The following is a 12,447-nucleotide window of genomic DNA, read 5'->3' on the forward strand; positions in this document are numbered from 1 at the left end:
CAAGGAAGTGACCCGTATGGCTAGTATCAATCTCCAGATCTCCGGCCTCGGCAAGCGCTACGGCGATTTCGTCGCGCTGGCCCCGACCGACCTCGACGTCGAGCAAGGCGAGTTCCTCACGCTGCTCGGGCCGAGCGGCTCGGGCAAGACCACGCTGCTCAGTCTGATCGCGGGTCTGGCCCAGGCCGACAGCGGTTCGATCCGCATCAATGGCGTCGACGTCACCGACGGTGCGCCGTATGACCGCGACATCGGCATGGTGTTCCAGAACTACGCGCTGTTTCCGCACATGACCGTGGCCGACAATATCGCGTTCCCGCTGCAGATGCGCAAGGTCGATGCGGCGAGCGTGAAGAAGCGCGTGGCCGAAGCGTTGGAGATGGTGCATTTGCCGCATGTGGCGGGCCGCTATGCGCGCGAGCTCTCGGGCGGGCAGCAGCAGCGCATCGCGCTCGCGCGCTGCATGGTCTATCGGCCGTCGATCATTCTGATGGACGAGCCACTGGGCGCGCTCGACAAGAAGCTGCGCGACCACATGCAACTCGAGATCAAACGAATTCACCGTGAACTGGGCACGACGATCATCTACGTCACGCACGACCAGGAAGAGGCGATGACGATGTCGGACCGCATCTGCCTGATGAACGCCGGCTCGATTGCCCAGCTCGGCACGCCCGCGGAGCTGTATTTCCGCCCGAAGAGCGTATTCGTCGCGGACTTCCTCGGCGAATCCAACCTGCTCGATGCGCGCGTCACGGAGCGCCAGGGCGACCAGGTACGCGTCGCGATACAGGGCATGGACAAGGGCGCGGCCATGGTCTACGACCCGCAGGTGCAGTCGGGCAAGGACATCAAACTCATGCTGCGCCCGCAGAATCTGCGCGTGAATGCCCATGACGGTTCGGGCGCCGGCGTCGAATCGATGTCGGCGGAGCTGACCGACATCATGGTCACCGGCGGCATGACCCGGCTCTACATGCAGCGTCGGCAGCATGACGCGGATGCGTCGGCGCTGATCGCCTCGTTCCCGACCCAACGCCTCGGCGCGCAGTACGAGATCGGTCAGACGCTCACGCTGTCGTGGTCGGCCGCCGACGCCGTCGCGATTGCGGGGTAAGCACATGAACCACTCCGCCATTGCCGTGCAGACCGAAGCCAGGCCGGCGCGACCCGCGCGCAGCCGGCGCTCGCGCGAGAAGCTGCGCGTCGCCGCCATGGCCGCGCCGGTCGTCGTGCTGCTCGCCGTGTTCCTGATCTATCCGGTGGGGCAGCTGCTGCTGCTGAGCATTCACAATCAGAGCGGCTTCACGCTGGCCGAATACAAGCGGCTGTTCGCTTCGTCGGTCTATGTGGACGTGTTGTGGGTGACGCTCAAGGTGTCGCTGCTCACGACCTTCTTCTCCGTGCTGATCGGCTATCCGGTCGCGTACCTGATCTCCACGCTCACGCGCGAGCGCAAAAACCGGCTGCTGTACTGGGTGCTGCTGTCGTTCTGGACCAGCTTTCTGGTGCGCACCTTCGCCTGGGTCGTCTTGCTCGGCCGCAATGGCGTGATCAACTGGGCGCTCAGGCATCTCGGTCTCGCCGACTCGCCGCTCGGGTTGCTCTACAACCTGCCGGCGGTGATCGTGGGCATGACGCACGCGCTCATGCCGATCGCGATCATGACGATGCTCTCGGTGATGGAGAACATCGATCGCCGTCTGCCGAGCGCCGCGTCGACACTCGGCGCCCGACCGGGCACCGCCTTCTGGAAGGTCTATTTCCCGCTCTCGCTGCCGGGCGTGTTCGCTTCGGCGCTGATGGTGTTCGTGACCGCGATCGGCTTCTTCATCACGCCGACGCTGCTCGGCGGGCGCCACGAAACGATGATCACGCAGCTCATCATCGATCAGGTGCTGCAGGCGCTGAACTGGGGGTTCGCGGGTGCGATCTCGGTGTTGCTGCTGGCGGTGGTGCTGGTGGTCTTCGTGGTGTACGACCGCATGGTCGGCCTCTCGACGATGACGGGCGGCAGCAGCGCGGCGCGCGCACCGAAACGCGGCGGCGGCCTGAGCCGCAAGCTCGGCAACGCGCTGCTCACGGCGCTCGGCAACGCCACCGACGCGCTCATCGGTCTGCTGCCGAAGCGCCGCAAGCGTGCGGGCGACGGTGCGAGCCGCACCTTGCGCACGGTGGTGCTGCTGATTATCGTGTTCCTGAGCGCGCCGGCATTCCTGATGATTCCGCTGTCGTTCGATTCCGCTTCGGGCCTCGCATGGCCGCCGCATGGCGTGTCGCTACAGTGGTACCAGCAGGTGATCGACTCGCCGCTGTGGATGCAGGCCGCGACGCGTTCGCTCGTCGTTGGCGTCGGCACGGGCGTGTTGTCGATGGCCATTGGCACACCGGTGGCGTTTCTTCTGGTGCGCGGCGGATTGCGCTGGAACGCGACGATGCTCGCGTTCGTGCTCGCGCCGATCGTGGTCCCGCGCATGATTCTCGCGGTGGGCATCTTCTACTTCTTCGCGAAGATCGGGCTGGTGGGCTCGTCGCTCGGGCTGGTGCTGGCGCACACCGTGGTGGCCGTGCCGTATGTGGTGATCACCATGATGGCGGTGCTGCGCAACTACGACACGCGCCTGGACCTGGCCGCGCAAAGCATGGGCGCAGGACCGTTCACGACCCTGCGGCGCGTCACGTTTCCGATTCTGAGCGCGGGGATGCTGTCTTCGTTCCTGTTCGCGTTCGCGACTTCGTTCGACGAACTGACGATTGCGCTCTTTTCGTCGGGTGGTCTCAGCACTACGCTGCCCAAGCAGTTCTGGGACGAAACCACGATGCAGATCTCGCCGGTTATCGCGGCGGTATCCACCTGCCTGTTCGTCTTCATTTCGATCCTGATCTCGGTCGCCGACCGCCTGCGGCGCCGGGGAACGGCCTCCTGAGCCCTTCAAACAAAGAGAAATCCGTATGTCGTTGACGTCTCAATCCTTGCACGGCATCTTGCCGGCGATTCCCACTCCGGTGCATCCGGACGACACGATTAACGTCGAGGCCACCCGCGCGCTGCTGGGCTATCTGCTCGCGCAGGGCATCGACGGCGTTCTGCCGCTCGGCGGCACGGGCGAGTATGGCGCGCTCTCGCGCGAGCAGCGTGTGCGCATGGTCGAAGTCACGGCGCGCGAAGCGGCAGGCCGTGTGCCCGTCATCGCGGGCGTGCTCGACCCGGGGTATCACGATGCGATCAAGGCGGCGAAAGACTTCGCCGCCGCCGGCGCCGATGGCTTGCTGGTCCTGACGCCGTACTACACCAACCCGACGCAGGCCGGCATTCGCGACTATTTCATGCGCTATGCCGATGAATCGCCGGTGCCGATCCTCCTGTACGAGATTCCGTATCGCACGCGCATTGCGATCACGCCGGAAGTGATTCATGAACTGTCGCAGCATGAACGCATCATTGGCATGAAAGCGTGCAACACCGACATGTGGCATTTCCTGCGCGTGGTGGCAGGCGTCGACGAAAGCTTCGCGGTCCTGAGCGGCGAAGACACCTTGTTCCCGCTGCATATCGCGGCAGGCGCGCGTGGCGGTATCGTCGTGACTGCTTCGCTGTTGCCGAGCGCGTGGCGCCGTATCTACGAACTCGCCAGCGCGGGAAAGACCCAGGAAGCGCTTGCCTTGCATCGCACGCTGATTCCGCTGATGAACCTGGCCTTCGCCGAAACGAACCCTGGTCCGATGAAGTCGGTGATGGATCTCATCGGCGTGAACGCGCCCGACGTGCTCGCACCGCTCGTACGTGCCGACGCGACGCTGGCGAATAACCTGCGCGCCGAGCTCAAGAAGCAGCTTGCTGTTTTCGAGGGACGCGAGTGACGCATTGAGGTTTGCCCCAACGCGTTGAGCGTCTAGCGATGGGAGGTGGGCAGACGCGACTTCGAGATCGAGGTCGCGGCCACCTGAACATGCTTGGCCAATTCCGCCTCGACGCGTTCCACTGTCCAGCGAGTCGTGGGCACGGAGATGTTGATCGCCGCAACCGCGGCGCCGCCGTGATCCGTGATGGGTGCGGCAATGGAGATATCTCCCAGCACCGTTTCGTTCTCGACGATGGCATAGCCCCGGCGGGATGCCTGCCGTATACGTTCAAGCAGTTTCTTCGGATCGATCTCCGTGTAGGGCGTCATCCGCTCGAGCCGCGTTTGCGCGATGATGGCCTTCAGTTCCTTCTCGGGCAGGCGCGAAAGAATGGCGGTGCCGGATGCGGTGAAGAGCGCGGGCAGTCTCGCCCCTAATGCAATGTCGACGTTGAAGAGATGGCGCCCGGGAAAGCGCGCGACGAACACGATTTCATTCCCGTCGATTTCCTGCAGATTCGTCGTCTCTCCAAGATGACGGCTGATGTCCAGCAGATAGGGCGAGGCCTTATCGACGAGTTCATTGGCACGGATGTAGTTGTAAGAGAACTGGAGCACCTTGGTGGTGAGCCGGTAATTGCGCGTCTCCGGTACACGCGACAGGTAACCGAGCGCTTCCAGCGTATAGACGATGCGTTGCGTGGCGCTTCGGTCGAGCGCCGACGCTTTGGCGATGTCGGCGAGCGTCATGTGGCGGCTCGCGCCATCGAACGCGTGGAGCACCCGGAATGTCTTTTCGGCGGACCCGATGAACAGGGAAGAGCGTTCGGAAGACGCGTCACGCGACGCTGGCGCCGCTGCGGAAGATGCCTTGGGCATTGAGTCGAACGATCGTATTGCGATACGTTTGATTGTAGTCCAATTGCAGCGCTCAGAATTCGCGGAATTTATTCATTGGCGAGGATGAAAGGATTTTCGCTAATGGGGCGAAGCGTGGCTATCCAGAGACGCTACATAGCGCGCGACGTCCCGCACATCGTCGGCGTTCAGAGGAGCGGGAAACAAGCTTGGCATGATGCCCGATGGTTCCCGGATGCGGGCTTCGATATCGGCTGTCTGGAAGCGGTCCGAAATGCCGATCAAAGTCGGACCCACCGCGCCTTCGCCGCTTGGCCCGTGGCATGCTGCGCAATGGGCGGCGTAGATCGTTGCGCCATGAGCGACCGGCGGAATGCTTCGGGAAACTGACGAACGGCTGTCGTGCGCGCTGGCTGATGACGGGCTGGTTGCTGCATCTCGGGGCAGCTACGCGCTGCCCGTGCCGGCGATTTTCGTGTTCCTCATGCTGGGCGCGACGAGTACGGTAGTGCTGTTGCGGCGGAAATGGGCGCCTGAAGTCAATGATTGCGGACTCGATCTGCAGCGGGGTGAAGGGGCGTTGGCACACATTGCGCTATGCGCCGACGCGCTGGGATCGGAAACCCGGCCGATGCCGCGCAGCAGGTGATGCACTACGATAACTTTCGCGCCGGGTCCGTCCACCCGATCTTCCCGACAACAACACGATACAGAGCCAATTTTTCCTCTAATGTTCTAGGACAATTGTTTCCGCACACCGTTTGGCCGCAATATTGGGGCGACGCAGACAAATGCGAAACGCGGAACCCATACATAGCGGAGGCGGCGGTGATCGAGCAGTGGCGCGAAACTCTGCGCGCGGTACACGGCGTGGAATCGAAATACAAGCGGCTGGTCAAGGCGATCGCGGGCGACATTGAAAGCGGGTCGTTGCCGGCCGGCGCGCGCCTGCCGCCGCAGCGCGACGTCGCTGCGGATCTGGCGATCAGCGTGCAAACCGTCACGAATGCATATAAAGAGCTGGAGCGGCAAGGGCTGATCCGCTGCGAAGTGGGGCGCGGCAGCTTCGTGGCAGCGCGCGTCACCGAAACGATGTCGAGCTATATGCTCGATACCGCCGAGCGCTCGGTGGTCGACTTTTCGATTGCGCGCATCATTCATACGGCGGAGCACGATGCGATGTGGCGCAACGTGTGCGCGACGCTTTCGACTATCGACGACCAGCCCTGGATTCGCGCGTTCCGGCCGATTGCGGGCTTCGAGCATCACCGGCAGGCCGGTATGGCTTGGCTCGCGTCGTTGGGCATGCCGGCTTCGGCGGATACGCTGCTCATCACGAATGGCGCGGCACACGGCATCTTTCTGGCGCTGGCCTCGCTGGTAGGACCGGGCGACACGGTGCTGTGCGAAAGCCTCACGGATCACGGCGTAATCGGCTCGGCCAACGTGCTGGGCTTTACGCTGAAGGGGCTCGAAATCGACGAGTACGGCATCCATCCCGAACACTTCGAGGAGATGTGCGATAGCGAGCGCATCACGGCTCTCGTCTGCACGCCTACGCTGAACAATCCCACGGTCGCGCTGATGCCGGACTCGCGGCGCCGGGCGATTGCAAAGATCGCAGAGCGCTATGGGGTGTACGTGATCGAAGACGATGTCTATGGTCCGTTGCCCGCGAAAACCGCCACGCCGATTTCCAGTCTGATTCCGGAATTGTCGTTCTACTGCACGAGCCTGACGAAGTCGGTCATGGCCGGTTTGCGGATCGGCTATCTCGCCACACCGCGGCGGCTCGCGCTGCGCGCCGAAAGCGTGCTGCGCGTGAGCAGCTGGATGGCGACCCCGCCAATGGCCGAGGTTGCAACGCGCTGGATTACCGATGGCACCGCCGCGCGGCTCGTGGAGATACAGCGCGAACGGTTGGGGCGGCGTCAGGCGCAACTGCAGAAAACGCTCGGCAAGTATGTGCTCGGCGCGCATCCGCAAGCGCTTTCGGCCTGGTTGCGCGTGCCCGATCACTGGCGCACGGATCGTCTGGTGAGGGAGTTGCGCAACCGCGATATCGCGGTGACGTCGCCTGATCCATTTCTGGTGCGCGGTGCGGACCGGCCCAATGCCGTGCGCGTTTGCGTGGGCGCCGAAGTCGGCGAAGAGGCCTACAACAGCGCGCTGGAGACGATGCTCGGCGTGTTCGAACAGTATCCCCAGGTGCACGATTTCGGATGACGTGGGCCCGTGTTCGCACGCTGTGCATGAAATGAACTAGGACAATGAAAATCGTTTTTTAGAACATTAGACTGGGCCGGACTGAGAACGATGCAGCCGCGCCTAACGTGACAGGACAGGCACGGCGGCATCGGAAGCGAACCCTTTCGTGCAGAGCCAGGCCCATGTCCGTTCCTTCGCAGGCCGATCTATCGTTGGCCGACATCTACCGCGCGCGTCGCCGTATCCAGGGGCATGTCCGTCATACGCCGCTGGTTGAATCGCCGAGCCTGTCGGCGATCGCGGGCGTGCCGGTCTTTCTCAAACTGGAGACCGTGCAGCCGACCGGCAGCTTCAAGGTGCGCGGCGCGACTAACGCGCTCGCCCAACTCGCGGAACAGGGCTGCCGCAAAGTCGTCACCGCCTCGACGGGCAATCACGGGCGCGCGGTTGCCCATGCGGCTCGTACGCTCGACATCGACGCGACCGTCTGCATGTCGGCACTCGTGCCGGCGAATAAAGTCGATGCCGTGCGCGCACTCGGCGCGCATGTGCGGATTGTCGGCAAAAGCCAGGATGAGGCCGAACACGATGCGTTGAGACTCGTGCGCGAAGAGCGCTTCGCCTATGTCCCGCCCTTCGACGATCCCCATGTGATCGCCGGGCAGGCGACGATCGGCCTGGAAATCGTCGAGGCGTTGCCGGAGGTAGCCAGCATCGTCGTGCCGCTATCGGGGGGCGGATTGTTCGCGGGCGTGGCGTTCGCCGCTAAAAGTGCGAACCCCGCGATCGGCGTGGCCGGCGTGACGATGGCGCGCGGCGCCGCGATGCACGCGAGCCTCGCGGCTGGCCAGCCGGTGCTGGTCGAGGAAGTCGAAACGCTCGCCGATTCGCTCGGCGGCGGCATCGGGCTCGAAAACCGCTATACGTACGCGCTCACGCGCGATCTGATCGACCAGACCGTGCTGCTCGACGAAGCGTCGATTGCGCGCGGCATCGCGCATGCCTATCGGCATGAGCGGCTCGTCGTGGAAGGCGCGGCGGCGGTGGGCATTGCCGCGTTGCTCGATGGCGTGCTGTGCGCCGGGCGGATCGCGCGCGGGCCGCTCGTGCTCATCGTGACCGGCGCCAACATCGATATGGACCTGCATCGACGGATCGTCGATGCCACTTCGACACAACCCGACCCGCAACCGACGCTATGACTTCCATCACGCTCCTCGGCGAAACCGAACTTCGTGAACTCGTGCCGCTCGATCTTGCCGCCATCGATCAGGTGGAAGCGGCCTTTCTCGCGCTCGCAACCGAAGCCGTCGCGATGCCGCCGATCCTGCGTCTCGACTTGCCCGACCACAACGGCGAAATCGACGTCAAGACGGCGTGGCTGCCACGCTTCGATAGCCTGGCGATCAAGGTGAGCCCCGGCTTTTTCGACAATCCGTCGCTCGGGTTGCCGAGCCTGAACGGGCTGATGCTGGTGTTGTCGGCGAAGACCGGCCTGACCGAGGCGGTGCTGCTCGACAACGGCTACCTGACGGCGGTGCGCACAGCCGCCGCGGGCGCGGTCGCGGCGCGTTGGCTGGCGAATCCGCACACGCCGCAAGTCGCGGTGCTGGGCGCAGGCGAGCAGGCGCGTTTGCAATTGCAGGCGCTCACGCTGGTGCGGCGCGTGGAGCAGGTGCGCGTATGGGCACGCAATGCCGCCAGCGCGCACGTTTTTGCGGAAGAGATGAGCGCGTCGCTCGGCGTGCGATGCGATGTCGCGCGCGATGTCCGCCATGCGCTCGCCGAGGCGGACGTCGCGATCACCACCACGCCAAGCCGCTCGCCGCTGATCGAAGCCGCCGACCTGCATCCCGGTTTGCACATCACGGCGATGGGTTCGGATGCGGAGCACAAGAATGAAATTGCACCGGCGGCATTGGCGGCTGCGCGCTATGTGTGCGACCGCGCGCAGCAAACGCGCGTGCTGGGCGAACTGCATCACGCGCTGGATGCCGGCGTGCTACCCGCCGACACCGCGATAACGGAACTGGGCCAGGTGATTGCGCAACAGGCCATCGGCCGCGCCAGTGAAGCCGAAATCACCCTCTGCGATCTGACCGGCACCGGCGCGCAGGACACCGCGATAGCCGCACTCGCATTGAAGCGGGCGCGCGCGGCGGACGCCGGGGCGACTTTCCGCAACGACGGGAAACGTTGAGCGGTGGCGACGCCCGGAACGATTCAACTGGAACGGCACGGGAGCGCGGCTCCGTAGCCGAAGCGTCATGAGAAACGCCGCGTGAGCGGCTCGTGAAGGAGCAGTGCAGATGCGGGCATCACCTATTCAACCAACCATCGATTTCAACGTGGACGGCGAACAGCACGGCTTTCTGAGGCTGCCCCATTCGCACGACGGATCCGCGTGGGGCGCGGAAATGATTCCGATCACCGTGGTCCGCAACGGCGCAGGACCGACCGCGCTGCTCACCGGCGGCAATCACGGCGACGAATACGAAGGTCCGATCGCGTTGTCGAAACTGGCTGCTTCGTTGAAGGCAAAAGACGTGACAGGGCGCGTGATCATCGTACCGTTCATGAATTTTCCGGCGTTCCGCGCGGGCAGCCGCACGTCGCCGATCGATCGCGGCAATCTGAATCGCAGTTTCCCGGGCAGGCCGGACGGCACGATCACCGAGAAGATCGCCGACTATTTTCAGCGCTATCTGCTGCCGCTCGCCGATTACGTGCTCGATCTGCACGCCGGCGGCCGCACGCTCGACTTCGTGCCGTTCGCCGCGATTCACCTGTTACCCGATGCGACCCAGCAGGCCCGCTGCGAAGCGGCGATGCGCGCCTTTGGCGCGCCGTATTCGATGCGGATGCTCGAACTCGATAGCGTCGGCCTGTACGACACGGCGGCCGAAGACGCGGGCAAGGTGTTCGTGTCGACGGAACTCGGCGGCGGCGGCACGGCGACGGTGCAAAGCGTGGCGGTGGCGGAGCGCGGCGTGCGGGGTTTCCTGCAGCACGCAGGAATCCTCAGCCAACGCGAAGGTGAGCAGGATGCGGTGCATGTGACCGCGCGTGCACGCACGACGACGCTGCTCGACATGCCCAACGGCACCTGCTTCACGACGAGCGAGCACGACGGTCTGCTGGAGCTGTGCAAGGATCTCGGCGAAACGGTCGAGAGCGGTGAAGTCATCGCGCGGATTTACGACGCGTCGCGCACCGGCGTCGCGCCCGTCGAATACCGCGCGCGCCGTGCGGGCATGCTCGCGGCGCGGCATTTCCCGGGCCTCGTGCGAATCGGCGATACGGTGGCGGTGGTGGCCGACGTCGTCGAACGCGGCATACCGGTGACAGTGTGAGCGTTCGATGAAACTCGACCGCTACGATCTCGCGATCTTGCGCATCCTCGCGCGCGACGGACGCATCACGAAGTCGCGTCTGGCCGAGGAGATCAATCTGTCGATATCGCCGGCGTGGGAGCGGGTCAAGCGTCTGGAAGAGGCCGGCGTGATTCGCGGTTATCGCGCCGACATCGACTGGGTGGGCGCGTTCAAGGGCAGCCGCGTGGTCGTGGAAGTCACGCTCGCGCGCCATACCGCGCACGACATGCGGCGCTTCGAGGAGCGCATTGCCGCGGCCCCGCAGGTCGTGCAATGTCACGCGACAGGCGGTGGCGTCGACTATGTGATGCACGTGATGTCGCGCGATATCGACCACTATCAGCGCTTTATCGATTCGCTGCTGACCGACGAACTGGGCATCGAGAAGTACTTTACCTACGTCGTCACGAAGGTGGTGAAAAGCGGCGTGGAAGATTTACCGGATTGGGCGGAAGAGCATATCGGCGACACCCTTTGAAGCGCTCGCGAGGCGCGCCAGAAAATCACCACACGTCGCTGCGAATTCCAGAAAAAGTCCACGCTTTACCACGCATCAACCGAAAAAAACGCAGCACCGCAGCACGTACAGTGACAGACATACATCGCAGACAGGAGGCGGTCATGTTGCTGGGTCATCCGGTTCTATTCAAATCACTGTGCTACGTCGATGGACGCTGGGTTCATAGCGCGAGCGCCGCCAGCGTCGCCGTGCAGAATCCCGCCGATCAGCAGGTGCTCGGCCACGTGCCGATGCTCGACGCCGCGCAGATCACCGAAGCAGTGGACGCGGCGCATGCCGCGTTCTCCACGTGGCGCTGGCTGCCGGTTGGCCAGCGTTCGGCATTGTTGCTGCGCTGGCACGAACTGATCTTGCGCCATCAACATGATCTGGCCGCGATTCTGTCGCTCGAACAGGGCAAGCCGCTTGCCGAGGCGCGCGGCGAAATCGCCTATGGCGCCAGTTTCGTCGAATGGTTCGCGCACGAAGCGCGCCGCCTGAATGGCCGCACGATCCCGACGCATATCGACGGCGCGCATCTCGGCACGCTGATGGAGCCTGTCGGTGTCGCGGCGCTGATCACGCCGTGGAATTTCCCGTGCGCGATGATCACGCGCAAAGCGGCGGCCGCGCTCGCGGCCGGTTGCACCGTGGTCGTGAAGCCCGCGCATGAAACGCCATTCTCGGCGCTGGCGCTCGCGCAACTGGCCGAAGAAGCGGGCTTTCCCGCCGGCGTATTCAACGTCGTGCTCGGCGAGCCGCAAATGGCGATGGAAACCCTGGTGGGCGATAGCCGGGTGCGCTCGGTGAGCTTCACAGGTTCGACTCGCGTTGGCGCATTGGTCATGCAGTGCGCGGCCCGCGCCGGCATCAAGAAGACCGCGTTGGAACTCGGCGGCAATGCGCCCTTCATCGTGACCGGCGACGCCGATCTCGATCAGGCCGTGCGCGTGGCCGTTGCGGCGAAATTTCAGACCTCCGGTCAGGACTGCTGCGCGGCCAATCGCATCTTCGTTGCGCGGCCGCTGTACGAAGCGTTCGTCACGCGATACAGCGAAGCCGTGAGAGCGCTGAAAGTCGGCGCCGCCTTCGAGAGCGAAGTGGACGTCGGCCCGTTGATGCATCAAGCCGCGTTCGACAGCACGGCGCAGCGCGTCGCCGAGGCGCAGGCAAAGGGCGCACGCATCACCGCGGGCGGCAAGGCGCACGAACGCGGCGGCTGGTTCTTCGAGCCGACCGTGGTCGCGGACGCTGCACCCGGAATGCGCATCTACGACGAAGAAAACTTCGCGCCGATCTCCGCGGTCTCGCCGTTCGATTCGCTCGATGAGGTCGTCGAACGCGCGAACGATACCGAATACGGCCTGGCCGCTTATGTCTGCGCAAAAGATCTCAACACGGTGTTTCAACTGATCCGCCGTCTCGACTTCGCGATGGTGTCGGTCAACGGTGCGAAATTCACCGGTGCGCCGATTCCGTTCGGCGGCATCAAGGCGTCGGGCCTCGGCCGTGAAGGCGGGGCCGAAGGCTTCGAGCCGTTTGTCGAAACCCGCTATTTCTGCCTCGGCCAACTTGGTTTGCCGGTTGCCGACAGCGTTCCGGCTTACCGCATGGCCGCCGCCACGGCCTGAGCCCATCCAACTCATTCATCGATCACACGAAGGAG

The 12,447-nt window shown here is 64.2% G+C and carries 12 protein-coding genes; 10 read left to right on the forward strand and 2 right to left on the reverse strand.

Annotation, left to right across the window (positions count from 1 at the left end):
* The first annotated feature begins 16 nt into the window (after positions 1-16).
* The 3 genes from PQQ53_RS04235 to dapA all read left to right on the forward strand — a co-directional run bounded on the left by PQQ53_RS04235 (position 17) and on the right by dapA (position 3,861).
* A complete protein-coding gene (locus PQQ53_RS04235) occupies positions 17-1,117 on the forward strand; it encodes an ABC transporter ATP-binding protein (RefSeq protein WP_408141270.1) in 1,101 nt (366 codons plus the stop codon).
* Positions 1,118-1,214: 97 nt separating this feature from the next.
* Entirely contained in the window at positions 1,215-2,927 is a 1,713-nt protein-coding gene (locus PQQ53_RS04240; protein ID WP_408141271.1) for an ABC transporter permease subunit, read from the forward strand.
* A gap of 25 nt (positions 2,928-2,952) precedes the next feature.
* Positions 2,953-3,861, forward strand: coding sequence for a 4-hydroxy-tetrahydrodipicolinate synthase (gene dapA / locus PQQ53_RS04245; protein WP_408141179.1), 909 nt, complete (start codon positions 2,953-2,955; stop codon positions 3,859-3,861).
* Between the two features lie 32 nt (positions 3,862-3,893).
* On the opposite strand, the gene PQQ53_RS04250 is transcribed toward dapA, so the two are convergent.
* Positions 3,894-4,721, reverse strand: coding sequence for an IclR family transcriptional regulator (locus PQQ53_RS04250; protein ID WP_408141180.1), 828 nt, complete (start codon positions 4,719-4,721; stop codon positions 3,894-3,896).
* A 99-nt stretch (positions 4,722-4,820) separates the two neighbouring features.
* Positions 4,821-5,147, reverse strand: a complete 327-nt coding sequence (locus PQQ53_RS04255; RefSeq protein WP_408141272.1) for a c-type cytochrome — start codon at positions 5,145-5,147, stop codon at positions 4,821-4,823.
* On the opposite strand from PQQ53_RS04255, the gene PQQ53_RS04260 reads away from it, so the two are divergent.
* The 7 genes from PQQ53_RS04260 to PQQ53_RS04290 all read left to right on the forward strand — a co-directional run bounded on the left by PQQ53_RS04260 (position 5,074) and on the right by PQQ53_RS04290 (position 12,412).
* Positions 5,074-5,349: a hypothetical protein gene (locus PQQ53_RS04260; protein ID WP_408141181.1), complete on the forward strand. Its 276-nt coding sequence runs from the start codon at positions 5,074-5,076 to the stop codon at positions 5,347-5,349. The two genes, PQQ53_RS04255 and PQQ53_RS04260, sit on opposite strands and share 74 nt — an antisense overlap.
* A 179-nt stretch (positions 5,350-5,528) precedes the next feature.
* Positions 5,529-6,926 carry a MocR-like ectoine utilization transcription factor EhuR gene (gene ehuR, locus PQQ53_RS04265; protein WP_408141182.1) on the forward strand — a complete coding sequence of 466 codons (1,398 nt, stop codon included), beginning with the start codon at positions 5,529-5,531 and terminating at the stop codon, positions 6,924-6,926.
* Positions 6,927-7,090: 164 nt separating this feature from the next.
* Positions 7,091-8,110: a hydroxyectoine utilization dehydratase EutB gene (gene eutB, locus PQQ53_RS04270; protein WP_408141183.1), complete on the forward strand. Its 1,020-nt coding sequence runs from the start codon at positions 7,091-7,093 to the stop codon at positions 8,108-8,110.
* Complete coding sequence (locus PQQ53_RS04275) at positions 8,107-9,108, forward strand: cyclodeaminase (RefSeq protein ID WP_408141184.1); 1,002 nt, start codon at positions 8,107-8,109, stop codon at positions 9,106-9,108. Before eutB ends, PQQ53_RS04275 begins: the two co-directional genes overlap by 4 nt.
* Before the next feature lie 109 nt (positions 9,109-9,217).
* A complete protein-coding gene (gene doeB / locus PQQ53_RS04280; RefSeq protein ID WP_408141185.1) occupies positions 9,218-10,261 on the forward strand; it encodes a N(2)-acetyl-L-2,4-diaminobutanoate deacetylase DoeB in 1,044 nt (347 codons plus the stop codon).
* 7 nt (positions 10,262-10,268) lie between these two features.
* Positions 10,269-10,760 (forward strand): Lrp/AsnC family transcriptional regulator, encoded by a 492-nt coding sequence (locus tag PQQ53_RS04285; protein WP_408141186.1) that lies wholly within the window; start codon positions 10,269-10,271, stop codon positions 10,758-10,760.
* A gap of 143 nt (positions 10,761-10,903) precedes the next feature.
* Positions 10,904-12,412, forward strand: coding sequence for an NAD-dependent succinate-semialdehyde dehydrogenase (locus PQQ53_RS04290; protein WP_408141187.1), 1,509 nt, complete (start codon positions 10,904-10,906; stop codon positions 12,410-12,412).
* The last annotated feature ends 35 nt before the right edge of the window (positions 12,413-12,447 follow it).

The organism is Paraburkholderia strydomiana, assembly GCF_046030495.1.
Classification (GTDB): domain Bacteria; phylum Pseudomonadota; class Gammaproteobacteria; order Burkholderiales; family Burkholderiaceae; genus Paraburkholderia; species Paraburkholderia strydomiana_A.